Genomic DNA, 21,135 nt, shown 5'->3' on the forward strand with positions numbered 1-21,135 from the left:
GGCGCTTCGCCCCTGCTCGCTCCAAGGGAGCGAAATCTCCCGATGCCCGGTATCGGAAAGGTTTATCTGCCGTTGTTTTGAACGGATGGGGATTTATGGATGAACTTTTCACCCTTCGCGTTGCCGGTATGGCCCGCGCCCTGCGTATAGACGATCTCTTTCGGGCCTTTGGCGTTGTTGTAGAGCGCCGCCATGCCGGAAGGCGGGCAGACATAATCTCCGAGTCCGGCCAGAACCTTGAGCCGGCCGTCATACCGCCGGATGTGGAATACCGGATCGTAGTAGAAGAGCGCCGCGGTCGGCTTGATGTGCCAGTTGCCGCGCAGGTGCCCCAGCGCGGCGCCGCCCATGTCGCACATCCACGGCTGGTTCGGAATTGCCATGGTCACGTCTTTGTCCAGTCCCGCCGCGATTGCGGCCTGCATACCGCCCTGGCTGTGGCCTTCGACGGTGAGGTCTTTGCCGTTCCATTCCGGCAGGCTCTTCACGTATTCCAGCGAACGGATCAAACGGAGCATCATGCCGTTGAAGTAGGTGGTTTCCGGGTCCTGGTTTTCTTTTTCGTTGAAGGCGTATCCCTTCAGTTCGCCGTTTTTCAGGTTCTCATAATACTCTCTAGGCTGGCCGTTCAGGAAGCCGTGGGCGTTCACACTCAACACGATCTGATTGCGGGCCGCGCCGTCGTTTTTGCTGATCGGATAAACTCCGTAGCCGAAATAAACAACTTTGGCCGGCAGCGATTTCGGCTTGGCATCCTTCGGCATGCAGAGGTAACCGGACATCGGCTTGCCGCCGGGACACGAAACCTTGACATCATAGCAGACGACCTTGTCTTTGGTCTGCTTGTTGGCAAGCTCGACCGGAACCCGTTCCAGCTCCTTCATCGGAACCGCCGCGACGCGGGCTTTCTGCTTCGCCCAGAACGCGTCGAAGTCGGCCGGTTCCTGCGCGACTTCAAATTGATCGGTGTCGGCGGCGGCTCCGGCGGTATAGCCGACGCTGCGCGTGCCGTTGCGCAGCGGCCTGCCGTCGGCGTCCTTCGCAGAAAGCGACAGCCGCACGAAGCCGGGCTTTTCACTTTTGGTGGTGACGGTCACCGGAGCGCCGGAAACGGCTTCGCCTTTTTCCACCTTGCGGTCGTCGCCCGCCCGGACCCATTCGATCTTCTTGCCTTCCACCGGCTTGCCGTCTTCCAGCAGCTGCACGGTAAAGACCATCGGCTCGCCGGTTTTGTAATCCACGGCGGGACGGTCAGTTTTCACGTCGAAACGGTAGGTTCCCGCCCACAGCAGGGAACCTGCGGCCAGCGCCGCGGCGAAGAGAGAGTTGCGGAACATGTCTTTCTTTCCTTATTTCTGTTATCTGGTCGAAACGGAGGCAATCTCCGATCAGGGTTGCTCGATGGTTTTGATGCCGCGCCACAGCGCCCAGCAGAGTACGGTGCCCAGAATCACCAGCGCCGCGCCGGGCAGCCAGCGGTACAGGTTGATCCGGCCGGCGCGGAACTCCGGATTGGCCTTCCCCGGCCCGGCTTTCCACTCCTGCACAGCCGGGTTCTGCATCCGATCCAGCACTGCCGGGAGGTCGTACTTCGGAACCGGCACGTCGCCGCCGTAACGAAGCTCGGCAGGCCTGTCCCGGGTCAGGAACTCCGCGAAATAGCCGGGGCCGCGCGCCTGCACCGTGATATCTTCAAGCGGGCGGTTGTCGTCGTTGCGGATTTCGACCCGGTAGAACGGGTAGCGGGTTTCAGCCAGCTTCACCGGCGCGGAATCTGGCTGCGCCGGGTCGAACCGCAGCCGGAAAAGCGGCGCGGCCGCGAGCCGCACGAATTTCCGCCCGTCGGTGCTGCCGAACACCACCGCTTCGCGCACGTAATCGGGAGTGGACGAACGGATTTCCAGCTCGGCCAGCGGTTCGCGCGAACTGCGGAAAGTCAGTACGGTCCAGCCGTTTTCCTCCCGGCGTTTCCCCTGCGGCTCAAGCGCATAGGCGAACAGCTTCTCTCTGCCGGCACGGACGGTCCCCTCGACCGGTTTCAGCAGCGCGACCGCATCGACCTTGAGCCGACGCTCCATCCAGATCCGTTCCGTGCGCGGTTCGCCGCTGCCGGTGATCACGCGTGAACTCGGCAACGGTTCATTTTCGACATAGGAACCGATCAGCACCCGGAAATACCGCGCCTTCACCGCCGGGAACCCGATCCGGACATTCCGCAGCGGTCCCCGGCTGGAATAGTCGTAAAACGGCTGCGGCCCGGCTACCCTGCGCCAGTTCTTTCCGTCATCTCCGGCCTCGACGGTCAGGGTCTTGTCGAAATCCCGGTCGGCGGTGTCGACCCGGAGCATGCCGATCGCGGCCCCGGACGGATTTTCCACCGTGAAGATGCCGGTATTGCCCTGCTGGTCCAGCGCGATGATCCGCGACGGGACCTCATCGAACGTGTTCCGGCGTTCCGGCTCCGTGACTGCCTTGCGCACCCGGAACGGCACTTCCCTCCCTTGACCATCGTAAAAGCGCAGCTCCGCCTTGAGGTCGCCGACCGCGTCGTACAGCTCGGAGTCGAACCGCAGCCGGCCGACCTCCCCCGCCCCTCCGGCGGGAGCGACGCTCTTTTGAAACCGCAGTTCATATCGATCTTGCTCCGCGGCGGAGAGGATCAGGCCGATCCCCGCCAGCGCCGTAAACAGCCATAGCTTCAGCTTGCTCATTTCGGATTCTCCCCGGCCGCCGCTTCGAAGCGGTCTCGGAATTTGATGTAGATGAATGCTCCTGCCAGCAGCGCGACGCCGAGCAGGATGAATGCGATGATCCGGTAGAAGGAATCCACCCGCGCCAGATCGTAGAAGAAAATCTTGATCACCGTGACCAGAAACAGGATCAGTCCCAGCCGCCGCAGCGGACGGAGCCGCCGCACCACGCCGACCGCCACCGCCGCCAGCGCGAACAGCCCCCACAGCACCGAAACGCCGCCCGCCTCCGCCGACGGCAGTTCAAAGCGGAGCAGCCACCACGTTTCGGCGGTCAGATAGAGAAAAAGCCCCGCCACGCCGAAAGAGAGGAAGCAGTTTCCGCTCCTTTGTTCGTCCTCTCCGCCGGAATGCAGCAGCCGCCCTGCGAAGAATGCGGCGGCGGTCAGCGCGCCGAGCGTCAGCAGCCGCCCGGAAAAGGTGTCGAAATCATATGCAGATGGATGCAGGAAATCCGGTTTCAGCTCGAAAAGCATCCAGCGCAAAGCCGCCAGGAGAAAGAACACGTCCCCCAGGAACCGCAGGAACAGCGACTTCACCCGGACCGCAATCCAGATCATCGCCACGCCCTGCGCCGCCCACGCCGCCACCAGGAAATTCCGGCCCAGCGCCAGCGGGAAAGCCGTCGCCAGTGAAGCCGCTCCCAGCGTCAGCCACGTGTAGAGCAGCGGCCGGTCGTTCAGACGGCGGAACAATCCGGCCCACAGCAGCAACGTGTAGAACGCCGCCATGCCGAGCGGCACCAGCGCCGCCGTCGCCGAGTCATACCGGCCGCGGGTCAGCAACACCCCGGCAATCAGGAACAGCAGCCCGTTCGCGGAGACCTGCAGCAGCTCGAAAACGGAAATCCTGACCCGGTTGAGCAGATTGTAGACCACCGGCAGCATCGAAAAGAGCAAATAAAACAGCGCCAGAAAGAGCATTACGACCGGATAATCCTCCTGCTCCCGGTAAAAGCGCGCCAGCGCTCCGCCGAACAGCAGCACGGTAAACCAGAAGCTGACCGAGTTCAGCAGTTTCCAGTTGCGCTTCCGGGCGGTGAACAGCACCCCCGCCCCGAGCAGCAGCAGATAGAGGAAAAGCCCGGCGAGATTTTTCTCCCCGGTCGAAAACAGCACCGGCGCGGCATAGCCGCCGAGCACGCCGACCAGCGCCACCAGCAGCACATTCATCCGCACCGCCAGCACCATCGCCGCCGCCGTGACCAGAATCGAAAGCCCGAACGCGGTTCCGGCGCCGCACAGCTTATACAGCGTCATCAATGCATAGACCGCGAAATAAAGCGTGCCGAAGCCGCCTCCCAGCAGCCCCATGCCGATCAGGTGGTATTTCCGGCGGGCGAGCCGGATGCCCGCCGCGACCATGCCCGATCCGGCCAGCACCACAATAAAAACCCGGGCCTCCGGCGGAACCAGGTTCCGGGCATAGGCATATCGCAGAAAGAGCGCGATTCCGGCCAGCAGCGCCAGAATCCCGCCGCGAACCAGCCAGGTGGTCGCCACCGCATATTCGGCCGCGACGTTCTTCGGGCGGAACTCCTCTCCGACCGTGATCCAGTTCCAGATGCGCGCAATCGCCTCTTCCGCCCGGGTCTCAAAGCCCGGTTCTGCAGGAGGGAGCGGCGTAAATGCGGAGCGTTCCGAAACGGGAACCGTCTTTTTCTCCGGTTCAACTCTCAGCGGTATCACCGGTTCCTCTCCGGCTGCTTCCGCCGCAAAGGCAACCGCTTCTTTCTCCGGCTCAAGCTGCACCGGCTTCTCCTCCGGCGGCACCGGAGTCGACATCGAAACGGCGTCGGCCCCGGAAGTATCATCCTGCGGTTTACGCACCTTTTCATCTTCATGCGATCGGGGCATGGGAGGGGCTGCCGCAGCTTTTCCCGCCGCCCGGAGTTCCCGGAGGTGCATCAGCACCTCCTGAAGTATCCGGTGGTTCCGTTCCTGCACATAAAGCATCCGGAAAAATGCGCATATTGCGGCAACCAGCACGATCAGCACGGCAACGCCGGCAAGTATCACGATTTCTTCCATACTCCCCCTTCCTCACCGGAAAAAACTCCGGCATCGGTTGTTTTACAATACCAGTCGCAAACCTGATTTTCAAGCACCGCCCCGGAAAAGTCCGGCACAACTTCAACCGGATAAGACGAAACCATTCTTCAATTCTTATTTGCCCGGAAGCAAAAAAACGCCGGCGGATGCAGAATCCGCCGGCGTTTGGAATTGGAATCGATTAGTCCAGCTTCAGGCCGGCCATCGCTTCGCTGCTGAAGACTTCGCCCATGTCGACCATGGCTTCGCCCGGCTTCAGCGCGGCGGTGTACTCTTCTTCCGCCGCCTTCAGGTCTTCCGGCGAGAAGTTTTCGCCGACAGCCTTGATGGAGAGACCGATACGACGCTCGTCGGTATCGACCTTGATCACGCGCGCCTCGACTTCGTCGCCGACGTTCAGCACGTCCTTGACCTTTTCGACGCGATCACGGCTCAACTGGGAGATGTGGATCAGGCCGTCGATCTTGTTGGTCAGTTCGACGAAAGCGCCGAACGCCGCGATCTTGGTGACCTTGCCCTTCACGACATCGCCGACCTTATAGAGATCGTTGATGTTCGCCCAGGGATCGGTTTCGGCCTGCTTGAGGCCGAGGGAGATGCGCTGCTGTTCCGGATTGATGTCCAGAATGATCGCTTCGACTTCCTGTCCCGGTTTCAGGACCTCGTTCGGATTGTTGATCTTGCGGGTCCAGCTCATATCGGAGACGTGGATCATGCCGTCGATGTCGTTTTCGATTTCGACGAACGCACCGTAGCTGGTCATATTGCGAACTTTGCCGGTGATGCGGCGGCCAACCGGATACTTCTCGGCCAGCACTTCCCACGGATTGCGCTCTTTCTGGCGCAGGCCGAGAGAAATCTTGCGGCTGTCGCGGTCGATATCGAGCACGACGGCTTCGACTTCCTCACCGATGCTGAGAACGTCGCTCGCCTTGCTGACACGCTTGGTCCAGCTCATTTCGGAGACGTGGATCAGGCCCTCGACGCCGGTTTCGATTTCCACGAAAGCGCCGTACGGCATGATATTGACCACCTTGCCGTTGATCTTGCTGCCTTTCGGATACTTGGAGACGACATCGTCCCACGGATTGCGGGTCTTCTGCTTGAGGCCGAGGGAGACGCGCTCTTTTTCCTTGTCGATGCCGATGATGACCACTTCGATCTCTTCGCCGACCTTGAGCACTTCGGACGGATGCGAAATCCGGCCCCAGCTGATGTCGGTGATATGCAGCAGACCGTCCACGCCGCCGAGGTCGATGAACGCGCCGAAATCGGTGATGTTCTTGACCACGCCCTTGCGGAGTTCGTCGACCTTCATTTCTCCGAGCAGCTTGCTGCGCTGATCCTTGAGGGTCTCCTCAAGCAGTTCGCGGCGGGAAACCACGATATTGCGGCGGTCGAGATTGATCTTGATGATCTTGACATCGAATTCCTTGCCGATGTAGTCATCCATATTGTGCACCGGGCCCACATCGAGCTGCGAGCCGGGCAGGAAGGCCGGGAAGCCTTCGACATCGACCATGATGCCGCCCTTGACGCGGTGACGCATGAACCCCTTGACAACATGACCTTCGCCGTATTCGGTGGTGATGCGGTTCCAGGCCTTGATCGAATAAGCCTTTTCAAGGCTGATCTCCGGCATATTGTTGCGGTTTTCGATCTCTTCGAGGTAAACATCGATCTTGTCGCCGATATTCGCTTCGTCGAACTTCAGAAACTCGGAGGCGGGCACGAATCCCTCGGCCTTGTAGCCGATGTCTACCAACGCACCGTCGGGGCGTTTTGCGACGATCTTGCCTTCGACGATCTTGCCCTTGGTGAAAGCGTTGGTGCTTTCGCTGGACTGCAGCAGCTCATCCATCGAGCTCGGGATGTTGGAAAAGTCCAGGAAACTTTCCTCGAATTTGGTTTCTTCTGCCATGTTGTTTTGTGTTCTTGTTTTGGTTGATTGTTGATTGTCCGTTACCCCCGGAACGATCGCGGATTCGATGCGTCCGGCTTCCATAAATTCTTTAATTTAGTCCTATCTCCAATAAATTGCAAGCAGTTACGGATATTTTTTTCGATTTTTTACCGATTTTCGGCGGAAACCCCGTTTTTTCTTTTCGGAAAATAATAATTACCCTCTTGAATTGCCGCGTTTTCAGAATATAATATATTGTTATGATCAATTCATCGTCGGTACGCGTAAGGTATTACAAAGTGAAATCCGGGAAGAAGAAAATCTGGATCGCCGCCGGTTCCGCCGCTCTGCTTCTTTTATTGATCGCGGGCGCGACAATCCGGTATTTTGCGGCGGAAGCCGCCGAGGAGGCGGCATTGCCGCCGGAGCAGCGGATCAAGCGGAATTTCGACAAGGCGTTCGATCCGGACCAGTCGATGCTGGCGCGGCTCGACAACCTGCGGCGAAGCTTCAGCAGCGCACAGCAGATCCCCGCGGACAAACGCCATGCGGCGATGGTGGACGCGATGGCGGGCGCGGTGAACCGGACTTTGCAGGAATTCGCAGCACTCCCTCCGGAGCAGAAACAGGAACGCGCCCGCCTGCTGCGGGAGGATGCGGAAAAAACTCTCGCCTACTTCCGCCGGATGCCGCGCGAAAAGCAGGAAAAAGCCCTCGCGCTCCTGATGAGCGACGAGGGCGGCCGTGCCGCGTTTGACAACGCCGTAAACACTGCGACCAACGTGCTCTCCCCGCAGGATCGGGAACTGCTCGGGCCGACATTCAAAACTTGGAAAAAGATGCTGGAGAAACCACGATGAAACATCCGTTTACGCTGCTTGAGCTCCTGATCACAGTCGGCATTGTCGCCATTCTGGCCGGACTGCTTTTCCCCGCAACCAATCTGGTACGCGAGGCGGCGCGGCGTTCCGCCTGCCAGAGCAACCTCAAGCAGATCGGGACCGGCCTGGAGATGTACGGTCCCGCCAACCGCTTCTGCCTGCCGACCTGCGCCGGCTCGCAGGAGCCGAATGCCGGTCCCGCAATCCGTGAGGTATTGCTCCCCTATCTGTCGGACAGCGAAGGCATCTTCCGCTGTCCCTCCGACGCCGATGCCGCGTCGCGTTCCAACGGCAGTTATGACTGGAACACTCTGGCCAATGGACAGAGAATGGATGAGAAAACCCTGAAAATCCTCGATTTTTCCATGCCTGTGATGGCCGATTATGACAACTTTCACGGCTCCGCCGGTAAAACCGATGCCAAAAACTGGCTCTATCTGCCTGCCGAAATCAAAAAGACCCTGAAGAAATAGTGTTCTTCCCCCCCAATTCGCGCCATGGCGCAAAACAGTCTGTCGTGGATAAACGAGGAGTTTAATTTACGCCGTGTGCAAGTTTCTTGAGCCGGAATTTCGCCTTCGGCGGGCAAGGGCGAAATTCCGGCTAACGGGCGAGGGTAAGTCCAAAGCTGTGTGCCTGGGCTTTTGCCTGGGAATCGGCGGCGAATCTGGCGGGATCGTCGGGGGTGTTGCCGAAGTAGAGATATTTGAGCGGCTTGAGGTTTGCGTATTCCTGATAGTAGCGGAAAGCGTCGTAGATGGTCTGAACGCCGCTGTCTTCCCGGCCGCCGCCGGAGGTGACGATCAACGCGAGCTGGACGTTTGCCAGCGGAGTCGCAACTTGACCGCCGACATTTTTGACGAGTGAGAAGGTGCGGTCGATGAGCCCCTTGATTTGGGCGGGCATTGAAAAGAAGAAGACCGGGGTGGAGAATACGATTACGTCGAATTCGGGAAAGCGCGCCACGAGGCGGGCGAGGTCGTCATTGAGGGCGCACCGGTATTCCCGGGAAATCTGACAGCGCATGCAGCTGATGCACCCCATGGATTGAATGTGGGTCAGTTTGGGCAGTTCCACGATTTCCACATCGGCTCCGGCCTGGCCGGCTCCTTCGGCGGCGGTTCGTGCGGCAAAGGCGCTGGCGCCTTTCAGGCGGGGACCTGCGATTACGAATAGAATTTTTTTGCTCATGGTTGTACTCCTTCCCAGTGGATAAAAAAAGGCGCGACCGTGGGAACGGACGCGCCGGAAAGAACAGTTCGCTGCTACTTCACCTGCGGCAATCCCGGCAGCTCAATATTCTGATTCTGGCAGAGATTCAGATATTCGACCGTGGTGATGGCGGTGGTGCCGATCAGCAGCACGAAAGAGAGCGCGGCCAGAATCAGATAAGCCATCGAGGGACGCGGCGCGTCTTCGTAGATCATCGCGGCCGGTTTGGCGGCGGGCGCCGGAGCCGGTTCCGGAGCTTTTTCGTCCTTCACGTTCAGCTCCTTGGCCGGTTCCGGAGCTTTGGGCGGCTCCGGATCGCGCTTCAGGTTCAGCCCGGAAGGCGGAGCCGGGGGGGCGGCCGGTTTCTTCGGCTGCGGCAGCTTTACGGTCGACTTGTCGTCTTCTTCGACAGCCGGGGAAAGGTCGGTCGGCATCACCACCGTTTTGTTGGTGCTGTTGTCGACCGGGACGGCACCCGGCTGGTTCGGCAGCATTACGGTCTTTTTACTCGGATCGACCGGCGCTTTGGCCTTGACCGGACGACTGATCCGGATGGTTTCGTCGTTCTCTGCGGCTTCCTCGGAAGTCTTGGGAGCGGCGAAAGTTTTCGGTGCGGGGGCCGCCGGCGCCGCGGGGGCGGCTGGTTGGCCGCCTACCTTGACGCTGGAGGGGGGCACGGCGGAAGGACGCAGCACCAGGGTTTTCCGGGTCTGGGTATTGGTGCCGGAATTGGGATCGGCGCCGGGTAATTTCACACTGGCGGGAGTTACGGCGGAAGGGCGAAGCACCACCGTTTTCCGGGTCTGGGTATTTTCTCCATCGACTGCTGCACCGGCGGCAGGTGCAGCCGATGCGGCGGGAGGAACCTCGGAGCCCTGAAGTTTGATCGGTTGATTGACAACCCGCTGCGGCGCAATCGGTTTGAGTTTGACGGTACGGCGCGTCTGGGTGTCTTCCAGGATTTCCAGATTACCGGTATCGGTATCGCGGCCGGTCAGCGGGTCGGCGATCGGCGCTCCCGGAGTCGGCAGCTTGATCGAGGCCGGAGTCGTTGCGGAAGGCTTCAGCCGTACGGTTTTCCGGGTTTTGGTATCGTCACCGTCGTCCATACCCGCGTTTATTTTGATATCATCCTCGGCCATCGTAAACCCTTTCTTCACCTTATTTCAGCTGAATATGCAACTTGTCACAAAAAAATTTAATCCATCATTCCGGAAAATCAATAGTGCGATTCAAATATTATCAGCAAAAAACGCGTTTTCACTTGGTTTCGGCTTCCAGCCTCTCGATTCTCGCGGCGATATCTTCAAATTTCGGTTTTTTCTGGGCGATTTCCCGGTATTTGGCCAGCGCGTCTCCGCCGCGCCCGACCGCTTCGTAGGCGAGGCCGAGCGCATAGAGCGCGTCGTTCCGGAAGCGGTCGAGGCGGCTCATGGTTTCAAACTCTTTTTCAAGCATTGCAATCGCTTCTTCGGCGCGGTTCAGTCGAATCAGCGCTTTGGCGGAATAGGTCGCTCCGATCACCCGCTTCTGGTGGGTGCGCATCGCGTGTTCAAATTCCGTCAGGGAGGGTTCGTAATCGCCGTTTTCAAAATAACAGACGCCGAGGTCGAAATGGAGGTTGGGATCATTCGGATAGGCCTTGGAGCGGGCTTCGGATTTGCGGAGCCGGTAGGAAAGCTTCTCTTTTTCGAGGTCCTCAATCTGAGCTTCCGCATTTTCATAGGAGTCGGGATCGGCCTTGAGGGTCGCAATCGCCTGGTCGAGCTGCATCATATAGGCTTTCTCGATCTGCTTGTCCAGCGCGGGGTCGAGGGCGCCGAGCTTTTTGGCGACGATTTTCATCTCATTGATCGCGGCTTCATAGTTTTCGGCAACCATATAAGCGTCGGCCAGCTTGCGCCGGATGTCCATCGAATCGTTTTCTTCGAGGTCTTTGGTGAATTTTTCGATCAGCACTTTCGCCTGGTCGGCGTCGTGAATGGTGCCGTCGATCAACTGCTGGGTGACGGCGGCCTGACTGTCGGCGGATTTGCTCTGGGTGGTGCCTTCCTCCTCCCAGTTGCCGCGTTCGATGCTGGCCAGCGCGAGCGCGCTGCGCAATTCACCCTGCATGCCGAGGTCCTTCGGATTCTTTTTGGCGAGGTCCTGAAAGATTTTCAACGCTTCGCGGGCCTGGCCGTTGCGCTGCAGCGCTTCGACGAGGCGGCGGTTGTTGCCGTCGTTGTTCGGGTGGAAACGGTGGATGATCGACAGCGCTTCCGCCGAAGCGAAAGCGGCGTCGGCATCTTCCGCAGCATCGGCCAACGCGGTCAGGATCAGCGGATTGTCGACACATTTGGCAAGCGGCCCTTCGCACATCGCCATCGCTGCGAAGGGGTCTTTGACCGCCTTGAGCTTGATGAATGGAAAAGTGAAGACCGACAGGAAAACCCAGAACGCCTTGGCCAGCGGATTCTGCCGCATCGCCTTGTTGCATTCGAGCTCGCGCAGCTTGTCGCGCGCGACGCCGAAGTCGGGAATCGATTTGACCAGGTCCCGCAGGGTTTCCATCGCGTATCCGGGGTCTGCGACGGCACTGCTCAGGGCTTTGTTGTAGGCTTCCCGGGCGTAGATCGGCACCTTGCTCAACGGCTTGCGTTTCATAACATCAGCTTCCTTATCGAAAAATCTCCCGGCTCCGGCCGGTTCCTGGTTGAAAAGTGAAAGGGTCCGGCCCGGTCTTGAAAAGGGCCGAATTTTCCGTAACCCTACTATATACACTTTACTGCGGAGTTTTTCAAGTTCCGCAGGCAAGTTTTTCATGAATCCGGCCGGAAAACAGTCGTTTCCGGGTCAGTCAAGCAGATATTTCAGCTCGTCAATGGAGAGATTGACTCCCATCGCATCCGGATTGTCGATCACGGAGTCGAAGATTTCACGCTTGCGTTCCTGCAGTTCGAGAATCTTTTCCTCGATCGAGTCCTTGACCACCAGCTTGACCGAACTGACCGCGCGGGTCTGGCCGATCCGGTGGGTCCGGTCGGCGGCCTGAAGCTCGACCGCCGGATTCCACCACGGATCGTAGATGATCACCGTGTCGGCGCTGGTCAGGTTGAGACCGGTGCCGCCCGCTTTCAGGCTGAGCAGAAAAAGAGGAATCTCCGGTGAATTGTTGAAGTGATCGACCCGCTCCTGCCGGTTCCGGGTGGAGCCGTCGAGGTATTCGAAGGGAATGCCTTCGGCGTTCAGCTCTTTTACCGTCAACGCGAGCAGGCTGGTGAACTGGCTGAACAGCAGCATCTTGTGATTGCTGTCGATGTTTTCGTGCAGCAGCTCGAAGAGCAGGTCGGTTTTGGCCGACGGAATCCCGTCCCCCTTGCCGTCCGGCAGCAGCGCCGGATGGCAGCAGATCTGCCGCAGCCGCAGCAGCGTGGTGAATACGGTCGCGTTGCCGCGGGCGTCGCCCTCTTTGTATTTCGCAAGCTGGGCAAGCCCCTCCTTGCGGACCTTTTCGTAGAGGTCGCGCTGGGCGGGTTCCATTTCGCAGTAGAGCGCAAGTTCGGATTTCGGCGGCAGATCGGTCGCCACCTGCGCCTTGGTGCGGCGTTTGATGAAGGGGCCGATCCGGGCGGCGAGGTCCTGCTGCAGGGCGGGGTCTTCGCGCAGGTTCGAATAGGCGCGCCGGAAAGCGGGCAGCGTGCCGAGCATCCCCGGCTGCAGGAAATCCATGATGCTCCACAGGTCCTCGGGTGAGTTTTCCAGCGGCGTGCCGGAAAGCACGATCCGGTGGGCGGCCGCGATGCTTTTGCAGTTTTTCGCGTTGGAGGAGCCGGGATTTTTGATATGCTGCGCTTCGTCCAGCACCAGAAAGCTGAAATTGCAGTGCTTGAGTTTGTCGGCGCTGAGCCGTGCCGCAGCATAGGAGAGGATCACCAGATCATACTCGTTGACCTCCTTGAACATATCGGCACGGTCGTGTCCGGCCGGAGCCGCCACCCGGAAGCCAGGCACGAATTTATGCGCCTCGCGCTCCCAGTTCGCAACCAGCGACGCCGGACAGACGATCAGGGCGGGCGGTGAACTTCTGAGCTTGCGCGACGCGAGCAGCGCGAGCAGCTGCACGGTTTTGCCCAGCCCCATTTCGTCGGCGAGGATCACGTTGAAATTCCGGTCGGTCATCCACTGCATGTACTTGACGCCTTCGGACTGGTAGCCGCGCAGTTCGCCTTCGAATCTGTAGTCGGGAGCCGCGTCGAAGCTGCGGGCGGCCGCCTCCGGCCCTGCCGCGATTTCCGGCACCAGCGCGCCCGGAATCTCGCGGACCAGATGCGTGAAATAGTTCGCCGCGTAGAACGGCACCTCAAAGGTGCGCCCCTCGGGATCGAGGCTGCGGATCACGTTGGCCGCCGCCGGGAAGAAAGCCGCCAGCGGCCGCGGTATCTTGATCATGCCGGCGCGCGGCAGCACCACGAAGTCGCCGCCCTGCTTCACGGTTTCGGCACACAGCTTCCAATCGGCCGGAACTCCGGCGCCGGTCAGCGTGTAGCTGACCACATAGGCGTCCGGTTTGGTCAGAGAGAGGCGGCACTGGAACTCCAGCTCCGGCAGGCCGGAGGAGCCGCGGATCATTGCCGCGAGCCTGCCGCCGAGCGCCAGGCGGGGGTGCGCGACCATGATTTCGGGCAGGGCGCGGTCGAGGAAGGTGCCGATGCGCTCCGCGCCGTGCAATGCGGGCGTGTCGCCGTCGAAGTCGAAGCCGAACAGTGCAAGCTCGGTGTCGAAGCGGCGTTCGGCGTTTTCGTCGCGTTTCCAGAAATTCTTGCCTTCGCGGACCAGGTAGCCGGAGCCGGGTTTCTGCAGCGCGTGGCCGTAATCGGTTTCATAGAGGTAGTTCACCTCCAGCGTGAACTCGTTGGCGCCGGAGAGCTTCCCGTCAAGCAGGATGCCGGCGTCGCGGGTCGCGAGTTCGAGCGTGTCCACCGGCACCACCGGCAGCGGGAAGTTTTTCAGGAATTCCTCGACGCTGGTCCCCTCCGGCGGATTCTGGGCGCCGGAACGGAAGAAGTTGCGCAGCCAGCTGATTTCGCAGGTCGCCGGAATAAAGAAATACTCCCCCTCGCGACCGATCCAGCACCCTGCCTTGCCGGTGATCACCTTGGCTCCGGCGGTCGGCAGCCCCGCGCCGTTGACCCGGATGCCGGGCGACAGCACCGGTTTGCCCCGCCCGGATTGTTTGCACAGCAGCACCGCTTCGGCAAATTCGCCGCGCACGAGCAGTCGCCTGCCGTCCCGGGTGAAGCGCGGGAAGTTCACGAGGCAGTGGAAAAATTCGGCGGTCAGCTCCGCATTCAGCAGAATCTGCGAATTTTCCGCTTCGCCGTTGATTGCCAGGAAACGGATGATCTGCTGCTCGTGCAGCGAGAAGTGTTCCAGCTTCAGCGTGACGGTCAATGATTTGTCGAAATAGAGCTGACGCAGGTTGTTCAGGTTGCCGAGGTATTCGCGGTCGGCGGTGCGCAGCTTGACCGCGAGCGTCGCATTCTCCCATTTGCTCGGCACGTGCGGAAACGCGGAAACCGCTTCGATGTTCAGCCGCGCCACCGGAATCCGGGCGCGTTCGATCAGGTTCGGCAGGCTCTCCTGCTTGAGGCCGCCGTAATAGGTGGCGGCTTCGTTGCGGAGCGTATCCGGCTGCGGGGTGTGGAACCGGCCGGCGTACATGGTCAGCGCCACCGCATGCTCGCAGAGTTTGCCGTCTTTGAGCTTCTTTGAACGGCAGGTGCATTCGCAGGCGGAATTTTCGCCGGTCCGGAGCCGGGTGTCGACGGTGACGCCCGGAAGGCGGAACCGGCCGCACAGCCACTGCTCCCGGTCATGCCATGCTCCGGCCAGGCGGTCCTGCTTCAGCAGCTGTTTGGCCGCTTTCAGTTCTGCGGGGCCGGAGAGTTCTATCAGTCTGTCTTCAAAGCTCTTCTTCATGAAAATCCTCATTTTACTACAATAAAACTTATTAAGATACTCCCGTTTCCCGGTATTTTCCAGTTTTTAGCGGCCGATATTGGAAAAAAGTCCGAAGCGGGTGTATAGTAATCATTACGAAAAATGAATAATTCAACAACAGGAACCGTCTTTTCCCGGCAGGCAGCAGGGAGGCGGTTCATTACCGAACTGGTTTTCTGTTTATGGAAAAATTGTATCTGGGTATCGATATCGGCTCCACCACATTCAAAGCCGTGTTGATGAACGAGCGCGGCAAGGTCCGCCAGACGTTGTACCAGCGGACGAAGCCGGTTGATACCGGCCGGGTGCGCTGCGCCGGGGTCTGCGCCAAATGCGGTGCGTGCAACTTCGGCCAGTTGCGTCAGACGGTCGACAGGTTCCTGCTCGACGCGGGATTGACCGGGATGGAGCAGATTGACTGCACGGTGGTGACCGGCAGCCAGATCGTCGAGGATACCGCGGATTTCGTCCCTTATGATTTCCGGGTTAGCGAAGTAACCGCGCATGTGGCGGGCGCCCGCCACTATTATCCCGACTGCAAGGCGATCCTCGACGTGGGCGGGCAGGACAGCAAGGCGATGGTCTTCAACGACCGCATGAAAATGTGGAACTACAAGATGAGCGGCATCTGCGCCGCCGGCACCGGCGCTTTTCTGGACAGCGTCGCGGTGAAGCTGAATGTGCCGGTCGAAGAGATGGCCGACCGCGCCAACTACGACAGCAATCTTGAGTTTTCCTCGGTCTGTGCGGTGCTTTCGGCGACCAGCATCAACAAATTCAAAAACCGGTTCCCGATGGGGGACATCATCGGCGGGGCCTGCCGGGCGCAGGCGCGCACGATCATGTCCGGCGTCGGCGAACTTTTCCTCGGCTACAAAGGGGATATCGTATTCCAGGGCGGCGTCGCGTACAACCGCGCGGTCGCCTACTACCTTAAGGAAATCACCGGCAACAACATCATCATCCCGGAGTTTCACGGAGTGATGGGGGCGCTCGGCGCCGCCTGTCTCGCGCTGCAGTTCTCGGAACTCAAAGGCAAGCTCGATCCCGAAGCCGGCCTGCCGCCCGCGACCCGGCACCTCGCTTCGGTGGACCTGCGCGCCAAGGCGACCCGCCGTGATTTCCTCGGCCACGGCAAGGAGCCGCTGGTCTGGCGGAATCTGTTCTTCCCGACCGAAGTGCTGAATGCGCTCGGGGTGCGTTCCCTGACGCTTGAAACCTATGCGGCGCTCTTCGCCCGCAGCCAGCACAAGGTCAAAAAGGCGTTCGACAAGGCGGCCTGCAAGGGCTTCTCCGGCGAAACCTGCTCCTTTTTGCGGGTGCTCGAAGGAGTGCAGCTTCCGGCTCCGGCGTTCGGCGTTTCGACTTCGCAGCCGTGCCAGCAGGGGGAGCGGATTTTCCGCGACCTGGCGCGCACCTACGGCGCGAGCGACAAGTTCTTTTCGCTGCAGACTCCGGCGGTCGGCGAGGCCGAAGGGGATATTACCCTTGAACATCTCGCCGAGGAGCTGGAGCGTTCGGTGCGGCTGATGGAGAAATCCCTGGGCCTTAAGATGGATCCGGCGAAGCTGGCCGAAGCGTGCGAGCACTCCAACGAGGCGCGGCACTACTCTCTGCTCTGCAATGAGTTGCGCCACAGCAGCCCGCCGCTGATCCGGGGCGGGCAGGCGATCTATTTCGCGACGATTTTCAGCCAGCTCTGGGGAAGGCCCGAACTGACCGCGATCCAGAAAACGCTGTTCGAGGAGTTGCGGGCGATCCGCGACGAGATCGGCGACTCGGTGAAGCTTGAGGACACCCACCGGCTGCTGTGGCTGCATCTGCCGCCGTTCTACGACAGTTCGCTGCTGGATTACATCGAAGTCAAGTGCAAGGCGCCGATCGTGTTCGAGGAGGTCAACTTCGTCGGCTGGGAGCCGCTTGACCCGAAGGACCCGTACCGGTCGCTGGCGCGCAAGATCCTGACCGTCGGCTTCATGGATCCCGCGCTGCGGGTCGAAACGATTGTGGAGAATGCGCCGAAGGTTCACTACAACGGCTGCATCCTGTACAACCACGGCTTCGGCCGCTGCTCGATGGCGGACAGCTCCTTCATCAAGCATCTGCGCGAGGAGCTGAACAAGGCGGCGGTTCCGCTGCTGGTGCTCGACGGCGACTGCGTGGACACCACGATCGACCCGTGCAGCACGGAAACCAAGATCAGCGCCTATGTCGAGGCGCTGAACGAACAGAAATACGGCAACATTTTCGGGCGGCTCAAAGCGTAACGCCCGGTTGAAACAGTCATACAAGGGGGAAAGGCGCAGCGTTCGGGAAATTGGTCCGAAGCTGGGCCTTTCCGCGTGAAACGGAGAGGAAGAAGCAATCATGATCAGACGCAGTGGAGAATACCGTACCGAACAGCGCGAAGAGATGCGCGGCGGCAAAGGCACCGTTACAATCGAACATTTCTGGGAACCCAAAACCGAAATGCGCTCCCATACGCGGATGTGCGCCAAGCTGACCATTCCGCCGGGCGGTTCGATCGGCTTTCATCCGCACGACGCCGAGGAGGAGATTTTCGTGGTGATCCGCGGCACGGCCGAAGCCGACGACAACGGCGAGGTGGTGCAGCTCGGCGTCGGCGACACGCTGCTGACCGGCAACGGCGACGGCCATGCGATCCGCTGCACCAGCGAGGAGCCGCTGGAACTGCTCGCTGTGATTGCAACCTATTGAGCGAAGGAGTTATTGCGTATGATAAGCGACGAATCCCTGCTGGAATTTGCGAAGGAATACGGCACGCCGCTGTATGTGTACGACGGCGACCTGGTGGTGGAGCGCTACCGGGATCTGTTCAAATTCATCCCGTATGACCGGCTGAAGATCCATTACGCGCTGAAAGCCAACTACAATCCCGGATTGCTGACGCTGCTGCGCGACGCCGGGGCCGGACTCGACACCGTCAGCCCCGGCGAGGTGGTCTACGCGCTGAAACTCGGTTTCCCGCGCGAGCGGATCATCTATACCGCCAACAATATGACCGATGCCGAATTTGAACAGGTGCTGGCGATGGACGTGGTGATGAACATCGGTTCGCTCTCCCGCCTGCGCAAGATCGCCAAGCAGCATCCCGGCATGAAGCTCTGTCTGCGCTTCAATCCGGACGTCTGCGACGGCGACAATGAAAAGACCATGACCGGCGGCGACCTGACCAAGTTCGGCATCCTGCTCGAATCGGTCGAAGAGGTCAAGGCGCTGGTCAAAGAGGGCAATCTCAGGGTGATCGGCCTGCACGAGCACACCGGCAGCGGCCTGCAGCACGCGGAATCGGTGTATCAGAGCATGGACAACTTAATGGCGATTGCGACGCCGGAGAACTTCCCCAACCTTGAATTTCTCGACTTCGGCGGCGGCTTCAAGGTGCCGTACAAGCCGGAGGAGCGCCGGGTGGACTACGTCGCGATGGGGGCCGAAATCGCCCGCCGTTTCACCGCGTTCACCGAACGTTACGGGCGCAGACTCGATATGCTGTTCGAACCGGGCAAGTACATGGTCGCCGAAGCGGGACATCTGCTGACCGAGGTGAATACGATCAAGTGCAACCGCACCCGGGTGATCGCTGGTTGTGATTCCGGCTTTCCGCAGCTGATCCGTCCGGTATTGTACGGCGCATATCACCAGATCCGGAACCTCAGCAATCCCGCCGGCAAGCCGGTTGTGTACGACGTGTGCGGCAATATCTGTGAAACCGGCGACCGTTTCGCCGAACAGCGCGAACTCCCGGAAATCCGGGAATACGATATTCTGGCGGTCGGCAATGCCGGGGCTTACTGCTACTCGATGGGCGGCGTCTACAACCTTCGTCCGATGCCGGGCGAAATCGTCGTGTCGGGCGGGAAAGTGGTTTCCGAACGCCGTAAACTTACAACGGAGGAGCTGGCCGTTCAGATCCTCGGGGAGTGCAGTGCAAAATGAATGCCCGTTATGCCGCGGCAATCGATCTCTCCGGCCGCAGCGCCGGATTCGCCCTGATGAAGGATCAGGAACTCCTTTGCGCCGCGTCGCGCCCGATGCGGGGCCGCGATTCGGCGGAGCTGGCCGACTTCGTCGCGCAGCAGCTCGCCGCCAATGGTGTGGAGCTGGCGGAGGTTTCGGATTGGACGGTCGGCTCCGGTCCCGGCAGCTTCACCGGGTTGCGCCTTGCCGCCGCGCTGGCGGCGGGCTGGACCTTCGGCAAAGAGGGGGTGCGCACCCGCTGCGTGCCGACCGCTGTGGCGCTGGCCGCCCGGCTCGAAACTGCCCATGGCGCCCGGATCGGCTGCCTTTTTGACGGCCGTAACCGTGAGCTGATCTATTTTGAGGTCGAGAACTTCGGCGGCGAGCTGGTGCCGACCGGCGAATCGCGGGTGTTGAACAAAGAGCAGGCGGCGGAGTTTTTCCGCACCTGCCCGGACCGGCATCTGGTGGCGCTCTCCGTGGAGCTTCCGGCGATCCAACTGCTGCTGGACGATGGAACCGCCGCGAAAGTCAAACCGGTCGAAGAACTGGACATCGCCGCGCTGGCCGCCTGCGGCTACCGGAAATTCGACAACGGCCTGACCGACCTGGTCTACATTCGCCCGGCGGTGTTCACTGCCCCGGTGCAATAGGGGATGCCTCCGGCGGCCGGGGGCAATGAGGGAATGATATGGCGGTAAGAAAAACGGCCGGAACCGCCCGCAAAGCGGCTCCGGTGAAAAAGAAAAGCGTGAAAAGGAAGGCCGGAATCGGCTGGAAAGGCTGGCTGCTGATTGCGTTTGCGGCGTTGATCGGTCTGCTGCTGATTCTGGCGGCGTTGATTTTCAGTCCGATGCGCGACATTCCGCCGACGCCGCCGGCCGTGGAGGATGCGGCGCTGCAGAGCCGCCTGCTGGCCCGGATTTCCGGGGAGGTGATCAAGGGCAAGCCGAAGGAGTCCGAACTGATCCTGACGCCTGCCGATGTTGCGTCGCTGATCCGGTTGAGCGACAACGGCTTCGTGCTGACCAGCGGCTTTACGGCCAGCACCGCGCTGCCGCCGCGCTACTATGAGGTGAAATTCGCGAACCGGCGGTTCGATTTCGTGGTGCCGGTGGATACCGGCTGGAGGATTCTGTTCGGCGGTGTGATCCGGCTGTCGATGGAAGTGGAGATCGAGAAGGAGGGGGACGAAATCGACTTCAACTTTTCGAAGTTCCGGGCCGGGCGCATTCCGCTGCCGACCTGGCTGGTCCGCGACATCGCGTTGAAGGAGCTGGGAAAACGCCGGCAGGATCGTAATTTTCTGCGTTTCAACCGTTCGGTGAAGTCGCTGTTCTGCGACGACGACGGCAATCTGCACATCGTTTACCGTCCCGGCGAACTGCGCACGGTGTTCCTCGGCTTCTGATCAGGGGAGCCACTGCAGTTCTTCGACGATGCACCGGTCGACGTAGCCGATCCTGCGGTAGATGCCGCAGGAGACCGGGTTGGCCGTATCGGCGAAAAGGCAGCAGAAGCGGTTGCCCCGCTCCAGCAGGACTCGGGAGAGTTCGGCAACCAGCGATGACGCATAGCCGCGCCCCCGGTAGGGAGGCGGCGTGTAGACCGCGCTGATCGCGGCGCCGTGCATCGTGGAGCGGGCATGGCAGGCCTGCGACACCGGAATGCGGTCCTCCCACAAATAGAACGTATCGGCTCCGATTCGTTTCCGCGTCTGTTCAATGCTGGCGTCGAGGCCGGGCTGCCCGACATGTGCTTCCTCGGCGAATGCCCGGCACCAGTAGGGGACGAAGAACAGGTCCTCCTCCCGCAGCGGCCGGGCTGCCCCGGGGCTTGGAGTGTGGTTGGCGACATGGTCCAGCCGCATCACGGTCATGGAGTGGTTGATGCGGTAGCGCCCGGTTCCGGCGAATTCCTCCGCAAAGCGCCGGGCCAGTGTCTGTTCGGCCAGCACGCCGGGAAACATCCGCCGCATCGTTTTAAGCTCCGAGGCCAGCAGCTTTACTGCGGCGGGGCAGGGGCGGTTGTCCGTTTCCGCGAGCACAAGATTGAAAGGCGGAGTGCAGGCGGCGGTCAGCAGGACGCTTCCGGCATTGTCTTTGACGGTTGCGAGCAGCCAGCCGGAGGTTTCCGCCTTGCGGTCATTGCGGGCGAAACTGATCAGCAGGTTATTCTGTTCCTCGTGCCGGAGCAGCGGGTCAAGGACATCGTTGCCGAATGCTTCAGTGCCGGAGTAATATTCCAATCGCATTGTCCTGCCTCCTTGAAAAAGTTTTTTTAAAGGCCGTGAGAGAAGCTATGCTGCCGGGCAGGGCGTTTCGCCCCTCGGCCTCCGGAGGCAGGTCGAGGGGGAAGCCTGCCGTTTTGAAGGCAGG

Annotated in this window: 16 protein-coding genes; 7 read left to right on the forward strand and 9 right to left on the reverse strand. The window is 60.5% G+C overall.

Annotated features, from left to right (window positions below):
* Nucleotides 1-62 precede the first annotated feature (62 nt).
* The 4 genes from C8D82_RS15085 to C8D82_RS15100 form a co-directional block, all read right to left on the reverse strand.
* On the reverse strand, nucleotides 63-1,337 hold the full coding sequence (locus C8D82_RS15085) for an acetylxylan esterase (protein ID WP_116885116.1): 1,275 nt from the start codon (nucleotides 1,335-1,337) through the stop codon (nucleotides 63-65).
* Nucleotides 1,338-1,388: 51 nt separating this feature from the next.
* Nucleotides 1,389-2,711, reverse strand: a complete 1,323-nt coding sequence (locus tag C8D82_RS15090) for a DUF3999 family protein (RefSeq protein ID WP_116885117.1) — start codon at nucleotides 2,709-2,711, stop codon at nucleotides 1,389-1,391.
* On the reverse strand, nucleotides 2,708-4,780 hold the full coding sequence (locus C8D82_RS15095; protein ID WP_116885118.1) for a DUF2339 domain-containing protein: 2,073 nt from the start codon (nucleotides 4,778-4,780) through the stop codon (nucleotides 2,708-2,710). The genes C8D82_RS15090 and C8D82_RS15095 overlap by 4 nt, the downstream gene beginning before the upstream one ends.
* A 202-nt stretch (nucleotides 4,781-4,982) precedes the next feature.
* Entirely contained in the window at nucleotides 4,983-6,806 is a 1,824-nt protein-coding gene (locus C8D82_RS15100; protein WP_116885119.1) for a 30S ribosomal protein S1, read from the reverse strand.
* A gap of 197 nt (nucleotides 6,807-7,003) precedes the next feature.
* Between C8D82_RS15100 and C8D82_RS15105 the strand changes: the two genes are divergently transcribed.
* Both C8D82_RS15105 and C8D82_RS15110 read left to right on the forward strand, forming a co-directional pair.
* Entirely contained in the window at nucleotides 7,004-7,564 is a 561-nt protein-coding gene (locus C8D82_RS15105) for a hypothetical protein (RefSeq protein ID WP_116885120.1), read from the forward strand.
* Nucleotides 7,561-8,058, forward strand: coding sequence for a DUF1559 family PulG-like putative transporter (locus C8D82_RS15110; RefSeq protein WP_116885121.1), 498 nt, complete (start codon nucleotides 7,561-7,563; stop codon nucleotides 8,056-8,058). Before C8D82_RS15105 ends, C8D82_RS15110 begins: the two co-directional genes overlap by 4 nt.
* 130 nt (nucleotides 8,059-8,188) lie before the next feature.
* Here the strand turns inward: C8D82_RS15110 and C8D82_RS15115 are convergent, their stop codons facing one another.
* The 4 genes from C8D82_RS15115 to C8D82_RS15130 form a co-directional block, all read right to left on the reverse strand.
* Nucleotides 8,189-8,776, reverse strand: a complete 588-nt coding sequence (locus C8D82_RS15115) for a flavodoxin family protein (protein WP_116885122.1) — start codon at nucleotides 8,774-8,776, stop codon at nucleotides 8,189-8,191.
* A gap of 74 nt (nucleotides 8,777-8,850) precedes the next feature.
* Nucleotides 8,851-9,939: a hypothetical protein gene (locus C8D82_RS20800; RefSeq protein ID WP_133245229.1), complete on the reverse strand. Its 1,089-nt coding sequence runs from the start codon at nucleotides 9,937-9,939 to the stop codon at nucleotides 8,851-8,853.
* 118 nt (nucleotides 9,940-10,057) lie between these two features.
* Nucleotides 10,058-11,443 (reverse strand): tetratricopeptide repeat protein, encoded by a 1,386-nt coding sequence (locus C8D82_RS15125; protein ID WP_165833109.1) that lies wholly within the window; start codon nucleotides 11,441-11,443, stop codon nucleotides 10,058-10,060.
* Nucleotides 11,444-11,632: 189 nt separating this feature from the next.
* Nucleotides 11,633-14,758: a DEAD/DEAH box helicase gene (locus C8D82_RS15130; RefSeq protein WP_165833110.1), complete on the reverse strand. Its 3,126-nt coding sequence runs from the start codon at nucleotides 14,756-14,758 to the stop codon at nucleotides 11,633-11,635.
* Between the two features lie 203 nt (nucleotides 14,759-14,961).
* Between C8D82_RS15130 and C8D82_RS15135 the strand changes: the two genes are divergently transcribed.
* The 5 genes from C8D82_RS15135 (at nucleotide 14,962) to C8D82_RS15155 (ending at nucleotide 20,168) form a co-directional block, all read left to right on the forward strand.
* A complete protein-coding gene (locus C8D82_RS15135) occupies nucleotides 14,962-17,046 on the forward strand; it encodes a 2-hydroxyacyl-CoA dehydratase (protein WP_116885126.1) in 2,085 nt (694 codons plus the stop codon).
* Nucleotides 17,047-17,146: 100 nt separating this feature from the next.
* Nucleotides 17,147-17,497, forward strand: coding sequence for a cupin domain-containing protein (locus C8D82_RS15140; protein ID WP_116885127.1), 351 nt, complete (start codon nucleotides 17,147-17,149; stop codon nucleotides 17,495-17,497).
* 18 nt (nucleotides 17,498-17,515) lie between these two features.
* Nucleotides 17,516-18,736, forward strand: a complete 1,221-nt coding sequence (gene lysA, locus C8D82_RS15145) for a diaminopimelate decarboxylase (protein ID WP_116885128.1) — start codon at nucleotides 17,516-17,518, stop codon at nucleotides 18,734-18,736.
* Nucleotides 18,733-19,410 (forward strand): tRNA (adenosine(37)-N6)-threonylcarbamoyltransferase complex dimerization subunit type 1 TsaB, encoded by a 678-nt coding sequence (tsaB, locus tag C8D82_RS15150; RefSeq protein WP_133245230.1) that lies wholly within the window; start codon nucleotides 18,733-18,735, stop codon nucleotides 19,408-19,410. The genes lysA and tsaB overlap by 4 nt, the downstream gene beginning before the upstream one ends.
* A gap of 38 nt (nucleotides 19,411-19,448) precedes the next feature.
* Nucleotides 19,449-20,168 carry a hypothetical protein gene (locus tag C8D82_RS15155; RefSeq protein ID WP_116885130.1) on the forward strand — a complete coding sequence of 240 codons (720 nt, stop codon included), beginning with the start codon at nucleotides 19,449-19,451 and terminating at the stop codon, nucleotides 20,166-20,168.
* Here C8D82_RS15155 and C8D82_RS15160 read toward each other — a convergent pair whose 3' ends face one another.
* Nucleotides 20,169-21,011, reverse strand: coding sequence for a GNAT family N-acetyltransferase (locus C8D82_RS15160; RefSeq protein WP_116885131.1), 843 nt, complete (start codon nucleotides 21,009-21,011; stop codon nucleotides 20,169-20,171).
* Between the last annotated feature and the right edge of the window lie 124 nt (nucleotides 21,012-21,135).

The organism is Victivallis vadensis (assembly GCF_003096415.1).
Taxonomy (GTDB): domain Bacteria; phylum Verrucomicrobiota; class Lentisphaeria; order Victivallales; family Victivallaceae; genus Victivallis; species Victivallis vadensis.

Bases quoted from the DNA above. Each gene is read 5' to 3' on its own strand.
- C8D82_RS15115 (WP_116885122.1), bottom strand. From the start codon at position 8,776: ATGAGCAAAAAAATTCTATTCGTAATCGCAGGTCCCCGCCTGAAAGGC.
- C8D82_RS15095 (WP_116885118.1), bottom strand. From the start codon at position 4,780: ATGGAAGAAATCGTGATACTTGCCGGCGTTGCCGTGCTGATCGTGCTG.
- C8D82_RS15130 (WP_165833110.1), bottom strand. From the start codon at position 14,758: ATGAAGAAGAGCTTTGAAGACAGACTGATAGAACTCTCCGGCCCCGCA.
- C8D82_RS15100 (WP_116885119.1), bottom strand. From the start codon at position 6,806: ATGGAAGCCGGACGCATCGAATCCGCGATCGTTCCGGGGGTAACGGAC.
- C8D82_RS15090 (WP_116885117.1), bottom strand. From the start codon at position 2,711: ATGAGCAAGCTGAAGCTATGGCTGTTTACGGCGCTGGCGGGGATCGGC.
- C8D82_RS15085 (WP_116885116.1), bottom strand. From the start codon at position 1,337: ATGTTCCGCAACTCTCTCTTCGCCGCGGCGCTGGCCGCAGGTTCCCTG.
- C8D82_RS15160 (WP_116885131.1), bottom strand. From the start codon at position 21,011: ATGCGATTGGAATATTACTCCGGCACTGAAGCATTCGGCAACGATGTC.
- C8D82_RS20800 (WP_133245229.1), bottom strand. From the start codon at position 9,939: ATGGCCGAGGATGATATCAAAATAAACGCGGGTATGGACGACGGTGAC.
- tsaB (WP_133245230.1), top strand. From the start codon at position 18,733: ATGAATGCCCGTTATGCCGCGGCAATCGATCTCTCCGGCCGCAGCGCC.
- C8D82_RS15140 (WP_116885127.1), top strand. From the start codon at position 17,147: ATGATCAGACGCAGTGGAGAATACCGTACCGAACAGCGCGAAGAGATG.
- lysA (WP_116885128.1), top strand. From the start codon at position 17,516: ATGATAAGCGACGAATCCCTGCTGGAATTTGCGAAGGAATACGGCACG.
- C8D82_RS15135 (WP_116885126.1), top strand. From the start codon at position 14,962: ATGGAAAAATTGTATCTGGGTATCGATATCGGCTCCACCACATTCAAA.
- C8D82_RS15125 (WP_165833109.1), bottom strand. From the start codon at position 11,443: ATGAAACGCAAGCCGTTGAGCAAGGTGCCGATCTACGCCCGGGAAGCC.
- C8D82_RS15110 (WP_116885121.1), top strand. From the start codon at position 7,561: ATGAAACATCCGTTTACGCTGCTTGAGCTCCTGATCACAGTCGGCATT.
- C8D82_RS15155 (WP_116885130.1), top strand. From the start codon at position 19,449: ATGGCGGTAAGAAAAACGGCCGGAACCGCCCGCAAAGCGGCTCCGGTG.